The sequence below is a fragment of the Janthinobacterium sp. FW305-129 genome (assembly GCF_020858115.1).
Lineage (GTDB): Bacteria > Pseudomonadota > Gammaproteobacteria > Burkholderiales > Burkholderiaceae_D > Janthinobacterium.
Genome location: NZ_JACYMM010000002.1, coordinates 54,215 through 71,578, shown reverse-complemented (window position 1 = coordinate 71,578; position 17,364 = coordinate 54,215). Strand labels below are relative to the sequence as shown.

Here is a 17,364-nt window from a genome sequence, read left to right as displayed (position 1 = left end):
CAAATTTATAACATATAATGTCAATATGACTACTGTAATGTTGCTTGGACCCGCGCTCAATGCGGTCAGCGGGGTGACTACCCATTTGAACCAACTGTTTTCCTGTTCCCTGTCGCGCGACTTTCAACTGGTGCATTTCCAGGTGGGAAGTGAAGGCCGGCAAGAGTCGCGCTTGCGCAAGCTGCTGCGTTTTGCCTGGAGTCCCGTTCAGTTCGTGCGCGCCTTGCACGTGCACCAGCCGCAGATCGTGCACATCAACACGTCGATGGAAGTGAAAAGCTATTGGCGCGACCTCGTGTACTTGCTGCTGGCCAAGGCCATGGGCAAGCGCGTGCTATACCAGGTGCATGGCGGCGCCTTGCCGCAGGTGTTTTTCGGCGGCAAGGGTCTGTTGACGGGCGTGCTGCGGCGCGTGCTGCGCCTGCCCGACGCGCTGGTGCTGCTGGCGCAGTGCGAATTGCTCGGCTATCGCCGCTTCGATGCGGCGCTGGCGCCGGAAGTCATCCCGAACGCCATCGATGCCGGTACGGATGCGGGCGCCAAGACGCTTGCTCCGCAGCGTCCGCTGTCGCTCGTGTACGTGGGCCGCCTGGCCGACAGCAAGGGCTTGTTCGAGCTGGTCGAGGCGATGCGCCTGGTGCGCGGCGCCGGCGTGGCAGCCACCCTGGCCCTGGTGGGCAGCGGCCCGGCCGACGCGGCCTTGCGCGAGCGGGTGGCGGCGCTGGGCTTGCAGGACACGGTGACGTTCCTGGGGCAAAAATTTGGCGTGGAAAAAGAGGCGGCCTGGCGCGATGCCGACCTGTTCGGCTTTCCCACGCACCATGAGGGTTTGCCGTACGCCTTGCTGGAAAGCATGGCCGCGCGCACGCCGGCGCTCGTGTGCCCCGTGGGCGCGATTCCCGATGTGATGCAAGACGGCGTGCATGGCGTTTTCGTGCCGCCGCGCAATGCGCAGGCGCTGGCGGACGCCATCGTGCGCCTCGACGCCGACCGCGGCCTGTTGCAGCGCATGGGGCAAGCGTGCCGCGAGCGCATCGAAAGCGCCTATACGGTCGAGCGCCTGGCGCAGGATTTCCGCCGCGTCTACCGCGCCATGCTGGCGCCGCCGGCAGTCTAGCCGAACTCTTTTTTAAGCGAGCCTATATGTGCGGTATTGCCGGTTTGATCTTCCCTTCGTCCGTCGCCGGCTTGCCCGCCGCGCTCGACGCCATGGGGCGCGCCATCGCCCACCGCGGCCCCGATGACACGGGCGTGCTGCAGGCGGCGACGGCCGACGGCGCCTGGCATGTGGGCTTGCTGCACCGCCGCCTGTCCATCATCGATATCGCCACGGGCCACCAGCCGCTGGGCAATGCGGATGGCGACGTGCAAATCATCTTCAATGGCGAAATCTATAATTTCCAGCCCCTGCGCGACGAACTGATCGCGCTGGGCCACCATTTCCGCACGGCATCGGACACGGAAACCATCGTGCATGCCTACGTGCAATGGGGCGAGGAGTGCGTGCGGCATTTCCGCGGCATGTTTGCGTTTGCCATCTGGGATGCGCGCAACGACCGCCTGTTCATGGCGCGCGACCCGTTCGGCAAGAAACCGCTGTTCCTGTGGCAACACGAGGGAAAACTGGCCTTCGGCTCGGAAATCAAGGCCCTGCTGGCCTTGCCCGACGTGGCGCCGCAAGCGGACGAGGCCGCCATCTGGGATTATTTCGCCTACCGCTACGTGCCTGGCCCGGCCACCTTGTTCCAGGGCATCCGCAAGCTGGCGCCCGGTTCCACGGCCACGTGGGAAAACGGCGTGCTGCGCGAGCGCGTGTACTACACGCCGCCCGACAGCCGGCCCCGTGCGGCGGCCCCGCTGCCGGCCGACCCCGTCGCCACTTTCCTCGCCAAGCTCGATGAATCGGTGCGCATCCGCATGATTTCCGACGTGCCCTTCGGCGCCTTCCTGTCCGGCGGCATCGATTCGTCGGCCGTGGTGGCGCTGATGTCGCGCCATGCGGGCGTGCCCGTGAAAACCTTTTCCGTCGGCTTCAAGGAGGGCGGTTTCAGCGAACTGGCGTATGCGGCCGATATCGCCCGGCAATTTTCTACGGAACACCATGAGCTGGAAGTGTCCGTCGACCAGGTCATCGCCTTGCTGCCCGACCTCGTGCGCTTCCGCGACGCCCCCGTGGCCGAGCCGTCCGACATTCCCATCTACCTGCTGGCGAAAGAGTCGCGCAAGACGGTCAAGATGGTGCTGACGGGCGAAGGCTCCGATGAAATCCTCGGTGGCTACCCGAAACACGTGTACGAGCGCTATGCGGACAACTACCAGATGCTGCCGGGCCTGCTGCGCCACGGCCTGATCGAGCCGGCCATCGGCGCCTTGCCGTATCGTTTCCGCCGCGCCAAGACGGCCATCGTCAACCTGGGCCTGGAGGCGTTCGACGAGCGCATGCCGCGCTGGTTCGGCATGATGTCCGACCAGGAGCGGGCGCGCCTGGTGGCCATGCCGCCGCCGGTGCGCCAGCGCGACCCCTCGCTGGGCTGCGGCAGCGCGGACAACAGCGCCTTGCGCCGCATCCTGTGCTTCGACCAGCTGAGCTGGCTGCCCGACAATCTGCTGGAGCGGGGCGACCGCATGACCATGGCCGCGTCGCTGGAAGCGCGCATGCCCTTCATGGACCACGAACTGGCGGCGTATGTGTCGAGCCTGCCGGATGAGTACCGCGTGCGCGGCCGTACCACCAAGTGGATCTTGCGCGAAGCCATGAAACAGTTGTTGCCGGAAAATATTCTGGCGCGCCCGAAAGTGGGTTTCCGCGTGCCCGTCAACGAATGGTTCCGCGGCCCCATGAAGGATTACCTGTACGAACACCTGACGGGCGCCGGGTCGCGCACGCGCCACTACTACCATGTGGCGGCGCTGCAGCAGGTGCTGGCTGAACACGTTGCAGGGCGGCAAAACCACGAGAAGCTGCTGTGGAGCTTGCTCACCCTGGAAATCTGGCAGCGCCAGTATCTGTGAGATGCCCATGCTGAGCAATTTGTCCTGGAAACTGAACCGCTTGCGCGCCATGGGGGCGCCCGAGGTGGCGCACCGCGTGCGTGATGCCGTGCAGCAGCGGCTGCAGGCGCGCGGCTACGGCCTGGCGCACGTGCCGCCGCCCGCCGCCCGCCAGCGTTTCGGCGCGCCATGGCTGGGTCTGCCCATCGATGCGGCGCCGCACCTGGCGGCCGCCGAACGCCTGCTGGCGGGCCGTTTCGACGTGTTCGCCCTGCGCGATGCGGACCTGGGTTTCCCGCCGCAATGGAACCGCGATCCGAAGACGGGCACCGTGGTGCCGCTGGGCTTTGGCAAGACGCTCAATTACCGCGATGAAACGGTGGTGGGCGACATCAAATGCCTGTGGGAACCGAACCGCCACCTGGCCGTGGCCGACCTGGCGATGGCCTACCGCCTGGGCGGCGACCTGCGCCATGCGCGCGGGGCGCAAGCCTTGCTCGAATCGTGGTGGCAGCAGTGTCCGTATCCGCTGGGACCGAACTGGAGCAGCGCGCTGGAACTGGCCCTGCGCCTGGTCAGCTGGTCGCATGCGTGGCACTTGCTCGGTGGCATCAACAGCCCCTTGTTTGCGGGAGCGCAAGGGCAAGCCTTTTTGCAGCGCTGGCTCGACAGCATCTACCAGCATTGCCACTTCATCGCGGGCCACTTGTCGCGTCACTCGTCGGCCAACAACCACCTGTTTGGCGAATTGACGGGCTTGCATATCGCCGCGCTCACATGGCCTTGCTGGCCAGAAAGTGCCGGCTGGCTGGCGCAGACGGAACGCGAACTGGAAGCGCAGGCGCTGCTGCAGAACGGCCCGGACGGCGTGAACCGCGAGCAAGCTATTTATTACCAGCACACGGTGGCCGATGAAATGCTGCTGTGCGTGCTGGCGGGCCGCGCGAATGGCCGTCCCCGCTCGGCCGCCTTTTTGCGGCGCCTGGAAGCCATGCTGGACTTTCTCGCCGCCATGACGAACGTGGCGGGCGACGTGCCGATGATCGGCGACGCCGACGACGCGCTGCTGGCGCACTGGGACATGACACCAGGCGCCAATCCCTATGCCTCGCTGCTGGCCAGCGGCGCGGCCCTGTTCAGCCGCGCCGACTTCAAGGCCAAGGCGCGCACTTTCGATGAGAAAAGCGCCTGGCTGCTGGGCGAGGCGGGCGCGCAGGCTTTCGATGCCTTGCCGGACGCCGCGCCGGCAACCTTGCCGCGCGCCTTCCCCGATGGCGGCTATTACGTGATGGGCGCGCGTTTCGATACGGCATCCGAAGTGCGCCTGATTGCCGACGCCGGCCCGCTGGGCTACCTGGGCATCGCCGCGCATGGCCACGCCGATGCGCTGGCGCTGACCTTGTCCGTGGCGGGCCAGGCGGTGCTGGTCGACCCGGGCACCTACGCCTACCACACGCACAAGCAGTGGCGCGATTACTTCCGCGGCACCAGCGCGCACAATACCGTGCGCGTCGATGGCCGCGACCAGTCCGAATCAGGCGGCAACTTCCTGTGGCTGCGCAAGGCCGGCGCGCAGTGTCTGGCGTGGCGTGACGATGCCGATGGGCAATTCTGGAGCGCCAGCCATGACGGCTATATGGGCTTGAAAGATGCCGTGCTGCACCGGCGCGACGTGCGCGTGGCGCCCGGCGCCGCGCTGATCGTGGTCGACGACGTGCTCGCATGCCAGGGCGCGCATGCAGTGGAGCTGTTCTGGCACTTTGACCCCCGCTGCCGCGTGCGGCTCGATGGCCGGGTGCTGCGCGTGGCGGGCGATGATTTCTCGCTGGAAATGCATCTGCCGTCCTTGCCGGATGCCACCGTGCAACTGGTATGCGGCAGCGATGAGCCGCCGCTGGGCTGGATTTCGCGCCGCTTCGATGAAAAACAGGCTGCGCCGACCCTGGTCTGGCGCGCGCAAGTGCAAGGCGCGGCCACCTTGCGCACGGAGTTTCACCTGAGTTTGGCTACCCCTGATCTGTCAGAAAATACGAGGAAAACATGAAAATTAGCATATTTGGTTTGGGTTATGTGGGTGCCGTCTCGGCTGGTTGCCTGGCAACGGATGGACACGAAGTGATCGGCGTCGATCCGAACAGGACCAAGGTGGAGCTGATCAACCAGGGCACCACGCCCATCATCGAAAAAGACATCGGCGAGATGATTGCCGCCACCGTCAAAAGCGGCCATTTGCGCGCCACCTTCGACGTGCGCGACGCCGTCTTCGGCTCGGACATGTCGCTCATCTGCGTGGGCACGCCCTCGCAGCTCAATGGCAACCTGGACCTGAGCCATGTGCGCAAGGTGTGCCAGGAAATCGGCGCCGCCATCCGTGAAAAGGATAGCTTCCACGTCGTCGTGGCGCGCTCGACCATGCTGCCCGGCTCCATGCGCGCGCTGGTGATCCCGACCCTGGAAGCGGCGTCGGGCAAGGTGGCCGGCGTCGACTTTGGCGTCTGCAACAACCCGGAATTCCTGCGCGAAGGCACGGCCGTCTACGATTACTACAATCCGCCGAAGACGGTGATCGGCGAATCCGATGAAAAGGCGGGCGCCTTGCTGGTGCAGCTGTACGAAAAAATGGACGCGCCGCTGGTGCGCACGGACGTGGAAACGGCCGAAATGGTGAAATACACGGACAACACCTGGCACGCCGTCAAGGTGGCGTTCGCCAATGAAATCGGCAATATCTGCAAGGCCGTCGGCATCGATGGCCACACGGTGATGGAGATTTTCTGCCAGGACACCAAGCTGAATTTGTCGCCGTACTACATGAAGCCGGGCTTTGCCTTCGGCGGCTCGTGCCTGCCGAAGGACGTGCGCGCGCTGACCTACAAGGCGCGCAGCCTGGATCTCGATTTGCCCTTGCTTAACTCTATCCTGCCATCGAACCAGAAGCAAGTGGAAAAGGGCATCAAGATGATCGTCGACAAGGGCGCGCGCAAGGTGGGCATCCTGGGCTTCTCGTTCAAGGCCGGCACGGACGACTTGCGCGAGTCGCCGCTGGTCGATGTGATCGAGTATTTGCTGGGCAAGGGCTACGAGCTGAAGCTGTACGACAAGAACGTCAACCTGGCCGCCCTGACGGGCGCCAACCAGGATTACATCCTGAACATGATCCCGCACATTTCCAAGTTGATGGTGGACAACATGCAGGACGTGCTCGATTTTGCCGACACCATCGTCATCGGCAACGGCGCGGCCGAATTCAAGACCGTGCCCGCCAGCCTGCGGCCGCACCAGCACATCGTCGACCTGGTGCGCATCAGCAAGGAACAAAGTGGAGAGCAATATGACGGCATCTGCTGGTAATACCGTGGCTGGCCAGCCAAGGCGCGTGCTGATCCTGGTGGAAAACCTGCCGTCGCCGTTCGACCGGCGCGTGTGGCAGGAAGCGACCACCCTGCATGCGAATGGCTACGAAGTGTCGATCATCTGCCCGACGGGCAAGGGCTACGAGTCGCGCTACGAAGCCATCGACGGCATCCATATCTACCGCTACAACCTGCCGCTGGAAGCGGAAGGGGCCAAGGGCTACCTGGTGGAATACTCGCTGGCGCTGTTCCATACTTTCCGTCTGGCATGGAAAGTGCATTTTGCGCGCGGCTTCGACGTGATTCACGCCTGCAATCCGCCCGATTTGCTGTTCCTCATCGGCGGCTTCTTCAAGTTGACGATGGGCAAGCGTTTCCTGTTCGACCACCACGACATCAATCCGGAGCTGTACGAAGCCAAGTTCGGCCGCCGCGATTTCTTTTACAAGCTGATGGTGCTGTTCGAGCGCTGGTCGTTCCAGAGCGCCGACGTGTCGATCGCCACCAATGAGTCGTACAAGAAGATTGCCATCGAGCGGGGCGGCATGGACCCGAACGACGTCTACGTGGTGCGCAGCGGACCCAAGCTGGACCGCCTGCGCGTGCTGCCGCCCGTGGCGGAACTCAAGAAGGGCCGCGCCTACCTGGTCGGCTATGTGGGTGTGATGGGTGCGCAGGAAGGCATTGACCTGCTGCTGCAGGCGGCGCAATACATCGTGCAAACCCTGAAGCGCGAGGATGTGCAGTTCGGCCTGGTGGGCGGCGGCACGTCGCTGGAGCAGATGAAGCAGATGGCGCAGGACCTGGGCATCGCCGACTACGTGACGTTTACGGGGCGCGTGCCGGACCAGCAGCTGCTGGAAATGCTCAACACGTCCGATGTGTGCGTGAATCCGGACGTGGCCAACGACATGAACGACAAGTCGACCATGAACAAGATCATGGAATACATGGCGCTGGGCAAACCGATCGTGCAGTTTGATCTGGTCGAGGGCAAGGTTTCCGCCCAGCAGGCATCCTTGTATGCATTGAAGAACGACCCTGTCGACATGGCGCGCAAGATCGTCGAATTGCTGGACGACCCCGCCCGCCGCGAACAGATGGGGGCTTTCGGCCGCCACCGCGTGATCAACGAGCTGGAGTGGGAATATGAAGCGCCCAAGCTGCTGGCCGCGTATGCGCGCCTGTTTCCCGCCGCCGCGCCCGCCGCTCCCGTGACCTTGAGCAAGGATGGCCGCTGAAGTGCACTCAATCCTGATGGAGTATGTCCGACGATGAAAGCAATGATATTGGCCGCAGGCAAGGGCACGCGCGTGCAGCCCCTGACCTACGATTTGCCCAAGCCGATGATTCCCATCCTGGGCAAACCCGTGATGGCTTACCTGGTGGAACACCTGGCGCAGCATGGCGTGACCGATATCATGGTCAACGTCAGCTACCTGCATGAAAAGATCGAGGAGTATTTCGGCGAAGGCCACCAGTTCGGCGTGCGCATCGGCTATTCCTTCGAAGGCTATACGAACGACGCGGGCGAGGTCGTGCCGCAGCCGCTGGGCTCGGCCGGCGGCATGAAGAAGATCCAGGAGTTCGGCGGCTTTTTCGACGAGACGACGATCGTGCTGTGCGGCGACGCCTTGATCGACCTGGACCTGGAAGCGGCCGTGCGCGAGCATCGCAGCAAGGGCGCGCTGGCGACCGTCATCACCCTGGAAGTGCCGTGGGACAAGGTGTCGAGCTATGGCGTGGTGGTCAGCGATGCAGACGGGCGCATCCGCGCCTTCCAGGAAAAGCCGGCGCAGGCCGATGCGCTGTCCAATTGCGTCAGCACCGGCATCTATATTTTCGAGCCGGCCGTGCTGGACCTGATTCCCGCCGGCCAGCCCTTCGATATCGGCTCGGAACTGTTTCCCCTGCTGGTAGAGCGGGGCTTGCCCTTCCATGCGCAAAAGTGCCAGTACAACTGGATCGATATCGGCAGCATCAAGGATTACTGGGAAGTGCTGCAAAGTGTGTTGATGGGAAAAGTTGCCAATTTACATGTTCCTGGCACCCGCATCGCCGATGGCGTGTGGGCCGGCCTGAACACCAGCATCGACTGGAGCGGCGGCACGCGCATCGAGGGGCCCGTCTACATCGGCTCGGGCTGCCGCATCGAAGCGGGCACGACCATCATCGGGCCGGCCTGGATCGGCCACGGCAGCCATGTCTGCGGCGGCGCCGAAGTGGTGCGCAGCGTGCTGTTCGAGTACACGCGCGTGCTGCCTGGCGTGTTGCTTGATGAAATGATCGTCTTCAAGGATTATAGTGTCGACCGTGCCGGCCAGATGCGCCACGTTTCCGAGTATGAGAACGATGCGTGGGGCAATGCGCGCGACCGGCGCAGCCTGCGCCGCGCGGAAACGCCGCCGGCCCTGTATGCTGCCCAATAAACTGTTTTTGAAATGAAACCATGAAAATTTACCCAGTCATCCTGTCCGGCGGTTCGGGCACCCGCTTATGGCCGCTGTCGCGCGCCGTGTTGCCCAAGCAACTGTTGCCGCTGGTAACGGACAAGACCATGCTGCAGGAAACGGCGCTGCGCGTGACGAGCTTGCCGAACCGCCGTGCCGGCGATAGCGGACTGGCCGCCTTCGACGTCATGCCGCCGCTGGTGGTGTGCGGCAATGAGCACCGCTTCATGGTGGCCGAGCAATTGCGCGAGATCGGCTTGCCGCCGCTGGGCATCCTGCTCGAACCCGTCGGTCGCAACACGGCGCCGGCCGTGGCCGTGGCCGCGCAATACCTGCTGGCCATCGACCCGCAGGCGCTGATGCTGGTCTTGCCGGCCGACCACGTCATCACCGACGTGGCCGCGTTTCACCAGGCTATCGCCGAAGCGGCATCGCTGGCAGCCGACGGCGCGCTGGCCACCTTCGGCATCGTGCCGACGGCGCCGGAAACGGGCTATGGCTACATCCGCAGCGGCGTGCCCGTGCATCCGGGCGCCGTGGGCTGCAAGGTCGAGCGTTTCGTGGAAAAGCCAGACCTGGCCACGGCGCAGTCGTTCCTTGCCGCCGGTAATTATTTCTGGAACAGCGGCATGTTCCTGTTCCGCGCCGAACGCTATCTGGGCGAGCTGGGGCAATTCCAGCCCGCCATGCTGGCCGCCTGCGAAGCGGCCGTGCGCGACGGTTACCGCGACCTCGATTTCTGCCGCCTGGAAGAAAAGGCCTTCTCCGCCTGCCCGTCCGATTCGATCGACTATGCCGTCATGGAGCATACGGCGCATGCGGTGGTGCTGCCGGCCGCCATCGGCTGGAGCGACGTCGGTTCCTGGTCGGCCCTGTGGGAAGTGCAGCCGGGCGATGCCAACGGCAACGTGGTGCGCGGCGACGTGTATCTCGATGGCGTGAGCAATTGCCTGGTGCGTGCCGAGCGCCGCATGGTGGCCGTGCTGGGCGTGCAGGACCTGGTCGTGGTGGAAACGGACGATGCCGTATTGATCGCGCACAAGGACCAGGTGCAGCGCGTGAAACAGGTGGTCGACCACCTGAAGCAGGCGGGACGCAGCGAACACGTGCAGCACCGCAAGGTGTACCGCCCGTGGGGCAGTTATGAAGGCATCGATATCGGCGAGCGCTTCCAGGTCAAGCGCATCACCGTCAATCCGGGCGGCAAGCTGTCGCTGCAGATGCACCATCACCGCGCCGAGCACTGGGTGGTGGTCAGCGGCACGGCGCAAGTCACGTGCGGCGAAAAGGTGACCTTGCTGACGGAAAATGAATCGACGTACATTCCCATCGGCATGACGCACCGGCTGGAAAACCCGGGCAAGCTGCCCTTGCACCTGATCGAAGTGCAGTCGGGCAGCTACCTGGGCGAAGACGATATCGTGCGCCTGGAGGATGTCTACCAGCGCGCCTGATGGCGCCATACTCGGCAGGCAGCCGCGCCCCTGGCCGCCTGCCTCCGATTTCCCCCTTACCGGTGCACCGACCCTTGCGCAACTTCCTTTGTCTTTCGCTGGCGCTGGCCGCCGGCGCCGCCCATGCCGACCCTGCCGCAGCCGTGGCCCCGCCCGGATTGCAGGCCTCGCAGCTGGCCATCGTCGTCAACGACGCCGAGCCCAACAGTATCGAGGTGGGCGAGTACTACCGCAAGGCGCACGGCATTCCGGCCGCGAACGTGGCGCACGTCAATATTCCCAACCGCCCCCGCAAGCTCAGCATCGACCAGTTCGCGCAGCTGAAAGAGCGCATCAATGCGCAGCTGAAACCCGACATCCAGGCCGTGCTGATGGTGTGGAGCGCGCCGTATGCCGTCGAATGCAACGCCATCACTGCCGCATTTACACTCGGCTATGACGGGGATCAATGCGCGAAGACGTGCGATCCGGGCAAGCCCAGCGCATATTTCAACAGCGAGGTGGCGCAGCCCTACACGCAGCTGGGCTTGCGCTTGTCGATGCTGCTGCCCATCGATTTCGTGGAAGAGGCCAAGGCCGTGGTGGACCGCGGTGCCGTCAGCGGCTTTTCCGTGCCGGCCGCCAGCGCGTATTACCTGAGCACCAGCGACGCGGCGCGCAACAGCCGCGCCGCTTTCTTTCCGCCCGCCGGCGTGGTGCGCCAGCGCAAGCTGACCATCAGGCACCTCAAGGCGGACAGCCTGGAAGGGGCGCAAGACATCATGGTGTACCAGACGGGGCTGGCCAAGGTGGCCAAGCTGGAGACCCTGCACTTCCTGCCCGGCGCCCTGGCCGACCACCTGACCTCGTTTGGCGGCGACTTGCAGGGCAGTAGCCAGATGAGCAGCCAGCGCTGGCTGGAGGCGGGCGCGACGGCCAGCTATGGCACCGTCAGCGAACCGTGCAGTTATTGGCAGAAGTTTCCCAATCCGACCGTGCTGCTGCGCCGCTACCTGTCCGGCAGCACGGCGCTGGAAGCGTACTGGGGCAGCGTATTGTGGCCGGCCCAGGGCCTGTTTCTCGGCGACCCGCTGGCGGCCCCGTATGCGGGCTTGCGGCGTTGAGGCCTGATTCTTTCAGGCAATAAAAAAGGCCCTTGCGGGCCTTTTCTCATGCTGCGGCGTTATTTGCTCTTGCGGCGGCGCGCCAGGGCGACGAGGCCCAGTCCGGCCAGCAGCATGGCATAGGTTTCCGGTTCCGGCACGGCGGGAATGTCCGGCGTCACGGGGATGATGCTGCCGCCCGTGAAGCCGCCACCCGAGCCGCCGCCGCCGACACCGTTACTGCCTGTAGGCAAGCCTTCGCCCAGCGACGACGAAACGATCAATGGCGCCTGGGTGTCGCCGCTGCGGCCCTGATTATACGAACGGCCCGGGCCGCGGTATCCGGCTGCGTCGTCGAAGGGACGGTTTGCTTCGGAGGCGACGAAGTCGCGCGTGGCAAAACGGAAGTCGCGGTCGTTGCTGACGAGCGCCTTGCGCGGTTCGCCGGTGCTGGCATCGGCAGGCAACTGGCGCGTGGCCAGGCGGTGATTATTCTCGGCCGATGACGCGTTGCGGAATTCCTGGTCGGACACGCCGCCGTCAAATTCCGGCGTCTTGTTCGTGCCGTCGTTGGTGCGCGTGCCGGCGCCGATGAAGCCGTTGGACAGGCTGCAGGCGCTGTAGGTGCCGTCCAGGTTGGCATCTTTCGTATTGCCGTTCGCCGACTGCGTGCTGGCCTGGCAATTCTTTTCATTCTTTTGCGCAGGCGCGGCCGTTTGCGCCTGTACGCTGGCACCGAACAGCATCAGTGCTGCGGCCAGCAGCAAGGGACGGGAAGAGGCTGGCGTGAAGATTGGTGTTGGCATGATCGATCTCTCAAAAAGCATGGAAGGGTGCGCCGTTCGACGCGTGTATCCACATGCGAATGTTGCCGCTCCCGTCCAGGCTACCGTTGCGAGCAAGGTGGGGAGTGCGTTTCAAGGTCAGGCATGGATGGGGCCTGCACTACTGGGTCTGGTGTTGCCGTTCAATTTCTTATCAGGAATTAAACTTATTTGTTTGAATTATATCATATTGTGCAGCCGAGTACGCATCAAGCTTGCTTTGTAAAGCATGGCGTTGCTGAAAGGATACTGCCGGCATGCGGTCGCCAGCCTGGATCGCTGTCAGGCATGACTCCGTTCAACTTAATGAAATGTCATCAAATCGTCATGCGCCCGGTTTAGTATGCAAATTCGTATGCAAATCATAAGTTCGTTGTCATTTTACTGACCAGGAAAACCATGACTTCCCACCTTGCCGCCGTGTCCTTCTCGCCCTTGTCCCTGCGTAAACCGTTGCGCCTGACGGTCATGGCCGCCGTGCTGGCCAGCCTGTCCCTGTCCGCCCTGGCCGCCTCCGATGTCGTCATCAGCCAGGTGTATGGAGGCGGCGGCAACACGGGGGCCGTGTACCGCAACGATTTCATTGAGCTGTTCAACCGTGGCGCCAGTCCCGTCAACCTGGGCAACTGGAGCGTGCAATACGCGTCCGCCGCCGGTACGAGCTGGGCCGTGACGGCCTTGCCGGCTATCGATTTGCAAGCTGGCCAGTATTTGCTGGTCCAGCAAGCCAGGGGCACGGGCGGCACGCAAGACTTGCCCGCGCCGGACGCCACGGGCAGCCTGGCCATGTCGGGCACGGCGGGCAAGGTGCTGTTGAGTAATAGCAAGACGGCGCAAACGGGCACCAGCCCCACGGGCGCCGCCGTCATCGACCTCGTCGGCTTCGGCACGGCCAACGGCTTTGAAGGCGCCGCGGCGCCCGCGCCATCGAATACCCTGTCGATTGCGCGCGCGAATGGCGGCTGCAGCGACACGGATGACAACAGCGCGGATTTTGCCACCGGCAGCGTGACGCCGCGCAATACGGCTTCGCCGTTGCATGCGTGCGGCGGCCCCGTCGTGCACCAGATCATTGCCAGCTGCCCCGCCAGCCTGGCCTTGGCCGTGGGCAATGGCGGCAGCGCCGTGCTGCGCGCGTCCGACGTGGATGGCGTCGTGAATGCGGCCAGCCTGGCGTCGCCGGCCGTGGCCGGCATCAGCCTGGCCCATTTCAGCGCGGCCGGCGTGGCGGGCGACAGCGCCACGGTGAGCCTGCTGGTGGCCGCTGGCGTGCCGGTGGGCAATTATCCCGTCATCGTGAATTTCAGCAACGACCAGCAGCAAAGCGCCAGCTGCAAGGTCGACGTCGCCGTGCAAGGCATGGCCGCCGTCAGCCACACGATCCCGCAAATCCAGGGCAGCGGCGCGGCCAGCCCCTACGCCAATTCCGTGCAGACGACCGAGGGCGTGGTGACCCTGAAAGTGGGCACGGGCTTCTTCATGCAGGACGCGGCCGGCGATGGCGACCCATCGACGTCGGACGGCATTTTTGTCTACACGGGCAGCACGGCCACCACCGCGCAGCCGGGCGAGCTGGTGCGCGTGACGGGCACGGTGTTCGAATACACGCCCACGGGCGCGAAGAATTCCTATACGGAATTGAAGGATGTGACGGCCATCCTCACGCAAAGCGCGGGCCACGGCATCGTGCCGGCGAATGTGATGTTGCCGAACGACAAGCTGGCCGCCGTGGAAGGCATGCTGGTGCGCTTCACGCAACCGTTGACCGTGTCGCAAAACGCCTACCTGGGCGCGCGCGGCGAACTGACCCTGTCGGCGGGCCGGCGCGAGGTGCCGACCAACCGCTATCCGGCGGGATCGAACGAGGCACAAAGTTTGATCGCGGCCAATGCGAACAACCTGATCGTGCTCGATGATGGCATATTCGTCACACCGCCGACGATACCGTACATCGGCCAGGATGGCACCGTGCGCAGCGGCGACACGGTGGCCGACCTGACGGGCGTGGTGGACTTCGGTGCCATCGGCGGTGGCGGCGCCGCATATAAACTGCAGCCGACGCAGACGCCGCAATTCTCGCGCGACAACCCGCGCACGGGCAGCCCGGAACTGCCATCAGGCAACGTCAAGGTGGCCAGCGCCAACGTGCTGAATTTCTTTACGACTTTTACCAATGGCAATAACGTGTTTGGCCAGACGGGGCAGGGCTGCACCGTGGGGTCATCGACCAGCAAGAGCAATTGCCGCGGCGCCGACAACCTGGCCGAGTTCGAGCGCCAGCGCGACAAGATCGTGGCCGAACTGAAAGCCATCGATGCGGACGTGGTGGGCTTGATGGAAATCCAGAACAATGGCGAAACGGCCGTCACCTATCTGGTCGAGCAGCTGAACGCGGCCATCGGCGGCGTCACCTACGCCGTCGTGCCGAAGCCGGCCGCCACGGGCACGGACGCCATCCGCGTGGCCATGATCTACAAGCCCGCCAAACTGGGCCTGGTGGGCGGCGCCTTGTCGGATGCCAACGCCATCAACAACCGTCCGCCCATGGCGCAAACTTTTCTTGCGGGCAATGGCGAGAAATTCTCGCTGATCGTCAACCACCTGAAATCGAAGGGCAGCTGCCCGGCAAGCGGGCCGGATGCGGACAACAACGATAGCCAGAGCTGCTGGAACGCCACCCGCGTGCAGCAAGCCCAGCGCCTGGTGGGCAGCTTCGTGCCGCAAGTGGCGGCCGCCGCCGGCGACGCGGACGTGCTGGTCATCGGCGACCTCAATTCGTATGGCGCGGAAGACCCGATCCAGCTCATCACGGGCGCCGGCTTCGTCAATGAACTCGAACGCTTCGTGCGGCCGTCCGGTATGCCGTACTCCTACGTATTCGGCGGCCAGAGCGGCTACCTCGACCATGCCCTGGCCAGCGCCTCGCTGAGTCCGCAAGTGGCCGGTGTTGCCGAATGGCATGTGAATGCGGACGAGCCGGAAGTGATCGACTACAACATCGATGCGGCCAAGCCGCAAGACCTGTACAACGCCTTGCCCTACCGCGCCTCGGACCACGACCCCGTCGTCATCAGCCTGGACTTGCAGCCCGCCTACCGCGACATCACGGCCGGCGTGGCGCAAGCCAGTTCGGGCCTCACGTTCAACCGCGCGACGCAACAATACACGGGCACGTTCGCCTTCACGAACACGGGCACGGCGGCCATCAGCGGCCCGTTCCAGGTGGTGTTTGGCGGCTTGCCGGCCGGCGTCAGCCTGAGCAACGCCACGGGCAGCCATGCGGGCGCCGCCTATGTCACCGTCAATGCGGCCAGCCTGGCGCCCGGTGCGACGGCCTCGTTCGCCGTCAGCTTCACCAATCCGTCGAAAGCGACGATCCATTATTCCGCCAGCATCTACGCCGGCAACTTCTGAGGACACCATCATGCTGACAACGAAACTCAATCCGGCCCTGCGCCGCGCCGTGCTGGCCGCCGTGCTGGCCGCCAGTTCCAGCGTGGCGCTGGCGGACCCGCTAGCCTACCGCGTGGAAATCGACACCAGCCAGTTCTCGGGCGCCGGTTTCCTCGACTTCGCCTTTATCGCCGGCAACAGCCCCGCGCCGGGCGCCAGCGCCGTGCTCAGCAATTTCTCGGGCGCGTTCGGCGCGCTGGCATCGCAGGAAGGCAATGTCAGCGGCAGCGTGCCTGGCACCTTGACCTTCGGCAATAGCGGTGCCTACAACGACTGGTTTCACAACGTGACCCTGGGCGGCAAGTTCGGTTTCAACGTCGTCTTCGGCGGCGACTTCCTGACCACGCCCGGCAACGCGGGCACGACGTTTGGCGTGGGCTTGCTCGACTATACCGGCATGGCTTACCTGGGCAATGCGAATGGCAACCTTGTGCAATTCGAACTGACCCCGCTGAACGGCAGCTTGCCCGGCAGCATTACCGGCAGCAGCTACGCCAGCATGGCGACGATCTCGGCCGTGCCGGAAGCGTCGGAATGGATGATGCTGACGGGCGGCCTGGCGCTGATCGGTCTGGCCCTGCGCCGCCGCCAGAGCGTGTGAGCCTTTCGGCGCGGCGCGCGCCGGTGCGTGTTGCGCGGGCTTAAGATTGCGGGGCGGTTCCGGTGCCGCGGTGCGTGCCGTCGTCGTTGACATGCTCTTCGCTATCGGGCGAGACGCGCGCGACGAGGGGGCTGGCGCGCAGGCGCTTGACCTCGGCCGGGGTGAGCAGGGCGGCAAAGCCGTCCAGCGCGTTCGTGTAGCGGTATTGCACTGTGGCGTCAGGCACCAGCGCCAGTACGGCGCGCCGCCGCTCTGCGCGCCGGGCCGCATCGCCATCCGCCTGCGGTGCGGCTGTCAATTGCACAATGTAGGCCTGGCGCGGGGGCGCGGCCGGTGCGGCCGGCAGGATACAGGCGCTGGCCAGGATGGCAACGCTCAGGCGGAAGGCTGGCATGGAGGCTCCTCGGTGCGTGGTGGCGGCACGGCCGCCCACGCGCCGATTGTACCCGCGCCACGGGGCGGGGCAGGCGGTGCGCAATTTGCGCTAGTGCAAACGTGATGGTTTCCCTTGGTATTTTGTTGTTTTCAGTACAAATAAAAGATTGTATTAAGCATAAGCGGCATGGTAGCCTGCTAAGCAATCCTCAGGAAATCACAATAATTTATTGGGGCTTACTTAGGCATCAGGCAGGCGCGCGCCGCCTGTGCGCAGCCACCAGCGGCGCACATGGCGGCAATGTATTGAAGGTAGGCAAGAAGGAGTTACCGGATGCATGCAGCACACAGGCAGAACCTTGCGGCAACGCGCCATGCGCGCGGCTTTACCTTGCTCGAATTGCTGGTCGTCATCGTGATCATCGGCTTGCTGGCGGCCTATGTCGGTCCCAAATACTTCGCCCAGCTGGGCAAATCGGAAGTGACGGTGGCCAAGGCGCAGATCGAGGCGTTTGAAAAATCGCTCGACACCTACCGCCTCGACGTGGGCCGCTATCCGACCACGGAAGAAGGCCTGGCCGCGCTGCTGGCCGCGCCGCCCGCCGCCGGCACGCGCTGGAATGGCCCCTACCTGAAAAAAGCCGTGCCTCTCGACCCGTGGGGCCATGCCTATCAATACCGCGCCCCGGGCAGCAAGGGCGAGTATGACATCGTCTCGATGGGCAAGGATGGCCAGCCGGGCGGCAGCGGCGAGAATGCCGACATCAGCTCGCAATAGGGC

13 protein-coding genes are annotated in these 17,364 nt (G+C 64.4%); 11 read left to right on the top strand and 2 right to left on the bottom strand.

The features are described 5' to 3' along the window. Positions 1 to 37 precede the first annotated feature (37 nt). The 8 genes from IGS61_RS03905 (at position 38) to IGS61_RS03870 (ending at position 11,351) form a co-directional block, all read left to right on the top strand. On the top strand, positions 38 to 1,117 hold the full coding sequence (locus IGS61_RS03905) for a glycosyltransferase family 4 protein (protein ID WP_230538413.1): 1,080 nt from the start codon (positions 38 to 40) through the stop codon (positions 1,115 to 1,117). A 26-nt stretch (positions 1,118 to 1,143) separates the two neighbouring features. After that, positions 1,144 to 3,012: an asparagine synthase (glutamine-hydrolyzing) gene (asnB, locus tag IGS61_RS03900; protein WP_230538412.1), complete on the top strand. Its 1,869-nt coding sequence runs from the start codon at positions 1,144 to 1,146 to the stop codon at positions 3,010 to 3,012. 7 nt (positions 3,013 to 3,019) lie between these two features. After that, entirely contained in the window at positions 3,020 to 5,035 is a 2,016-nt protein-coding gene (locus tag IGS61_RS03895) for a heparinase II/III family protein (protein WP_230538411.1), read from the top strand. Beyond that, complete coding sequence (locus IGS61_RS03890) at positions 5,032 to 6,342, top strand: nucleotide sugar dehydrogenase (protein ID WP_230538410.1); 1,311 nt, start codon at positions 5,032 to 5,034, stop codon at positions 6,340 to 6,342. Before IGS61_RS03895 ends, IGS61_RS03890 begins: the two co-directional genes overlap by 4 nt. After that, positions 6,323 to 7,585 (top strand): glycosyltransferase family 4 protein, encoded by a 1,263-nt coding sequence (locus IGS61_RS03885; protein WP_230538409.1) that lies wholly within the window; start codon positions 6,323 to 6,325, stop codon positions 7,583 to 7,585. The genes IGS61_RS03890 and IGS61_RS03885 overlap by 20 nt, the downstream gene beginning before the upstream one ends. Positions 7,586 to 7,618: 33 nt before the next feature. Further along, positions 7,619 to 8,773: a sugar phosphate nucleotidyltransferase gene (locus IGS61_RS03880; protein WP_230538408.1), complete on the top strand. Its 1,155-nt coding sequence runs from the start codon at positions 7,619 to 7,621 to the stop codon at positions 8,771 to 8,773. A 20-nt stretch (positions 8,774 to 8,793) separates the two neighbouring features. Next, positions 8,794 to 10,248, top strand: a complete 1,455-nt coding sequence (locus tag IGS61_RS03875) for a mannose-1-phosphate guanylyltransferase/mannose-6-phosphate isomerase (protein ID WP_230538407.1) — start codon at positions 8,794 to 8,796, stop codon at positions 10,246 to 10,248. A gap of 74 nt (positions 10,249 to 10,322) precedes the next feature. Continuing rightward, positions 10,323 to 11,351 carry a TIGR03790 family protein gene (locus IGS61_RS03870; protein WP_230538406.1) on the top strand — a complete coding sequence of 343 codons (1,029 nt, stop codon included), beginning with the start codon at positions 10,323 to 10,325 and terminating at the stop codon, positions 11,349 to 11,351. Between the two features lie 59 nt (positions 11,352 to 11,410). Here the strand turns inward: IGS61_RS03870 and IGS61_RS03865 are convergent, their stop codons facing one another. Further along, complete coding sequence (locus IGS61_RS03865; RefSeq protein WP_230538405.1) at positions 11,411 to 12,136, bottom strand: PEP-CTERM sorting domain-containing protein; 726 nt, start codon at positions 12,134 to 12,136, stop codon at positions 11,411 to 11,413. Between the two features lie 417 nt (positions 12,137 to 12,553). On the opposite strand from IGS61_RS03865, the gene IGS61_RS03860 reads away from it, so the two are divergent. Then, entirely contained in the window at positions 12,554 to 15,568 is a 3,015-nt protein-coding gene (locus IGS61_RS03860) for an ExeM/NucH family extracellular endonuclease (protein ID WP_230538404.1), read from the top strand. Positions 15,569 to 15,578: 10 nt separating this feature from the next. Beyond that, a complete protein-coding gene (locus IGS61_RS03855; protein WP_230538403.1) occupies positions 15,579 to 16,208 on the top strand; it encodes an NF038129 family PEP-CTERM protein in 630 nt (209 codons plus the stop codon). A gap of 40 nt (positions 16,209 to 16,248) precedes the next feature. Here IGS61_RS03855 and IGS61_RS03850 read toward each other — a convergent pair whose 3' ends face one another. Beyond that, on the bottom strand, positions 16,249 to 16,602 hold the full coding sequence (locus IGS61_RS03850; protein WP_230538402.1) for a protease inhibitor I9 family protein: 354 nt from the start codon (positions 16,600 to 16,602) through the stop codon (positions 16,249 to 16,251). Between the two features lie 315 nt (positions 16,603 to 16,917). Here IGS61_RS03850 and gspG point away from each other — a divergent pair, with 315 nt between their 5' ends. Beyond that, positions 16,918 to 17,361 carry a type II secretion system major pseudopilin GspG gene (gene gspG, locus IGS61_RS03845; protein WP_034782166.1) on the top strand — a complete coding sequence of 148 codons (444 nt, stop codon included), beginning with the start codon at positions 16,918 to 16,920 and terminating at the stop codon, positions 17,359 to 17,361. Positions 17,362 to 17,364 lie beyond the last annotated feature (3 nt).

Bases quoted from the DNA above. Each gene is read 5' to 3' on its own strand.
- IGS61_RS03905 (WP_230538413.1), top strand. From the start codon at position 38: ATGTTGCTTGGACCCGCGCTCAATGCGGTCAGCGGGGTGACTACCCAT.
- asnB (WP_230538412.1), top strand. From the start codon at position 1,144: ATGTGCGGTATTGCCGGTTTGATCTTCCCTTCGTCCGTCGCCGGCTTG.
- IGS61_RS03895 (WP_230538411.1), top strand. From the start codon at position 3,020: ATGCTGAGCAATTTGTCCTGGAAACTGAACCGCTTGCGCGCCATGGGG.
- IGS61_RS03890 (WP_230538410.1), top strand. From the start codon at position 5,032: ATGAAAATTAGCATATTTGGTTTGGGTTATGTGGGTGCCGTCTCGGCT.
- IGS61_RS03885 (WP_230538409.1), top strand. From the start codon at position 6,323: ATGACGGCATCTGCTGGTAATACCGTGGCTGGCCAGCCAAGGCGCGTG.
- IGS61_RS03880 (WP_230538408.1), top strand. From the start codon at position 7,619: ATGAAAGCAATGATATTGGCCGCAGGCAAGGGCACGCGCGTGCAGCCC.
- IGS61_RS03875 (WP_230538407.1), top strand. From the start codon at position 8,794: ATGAAAATTTACCCAGTCATCCTGTCCGGCGGTTCGGGCACCCGCTTA.
- IGS61_RS03865 (WP_230538405.1), bottom strand. From the start codon at position 12,136: ATGCCAACACCAATCTTCACGCCAGCCTCTTCCCGTCCCTTGCTGCTG.
- IGS61_RS03860 (WP_230538404.1), top strand. From the start codon at position 12,554: ATGACTTCCCACCTTGCCGCCGTGTCCTTCTCGCCCTTGTCCCTGCGT.
- IGS61_RS03855 (WP_230538403.1), top strand. From the start codon at position 15,579: ATGCTGACAACGAAACTCAATCCGGCCCTGCGCCGCGCCGTGCTGGCC.
- IGS61_RS03850 (WP_230538402.1), bottom strand. From the start codon at position 16,602: ATGCCAGCCTTCCGCCTGAGCGTTGCCATCCTGGCCAGCGCCTGTATC.
- gspG (WP_034782166.1), top strand. From the start codon at position 16,918: ATGCATGCAGCACACAGGCAGAACCTTGCGGCAACGCGCCATGCGCGC.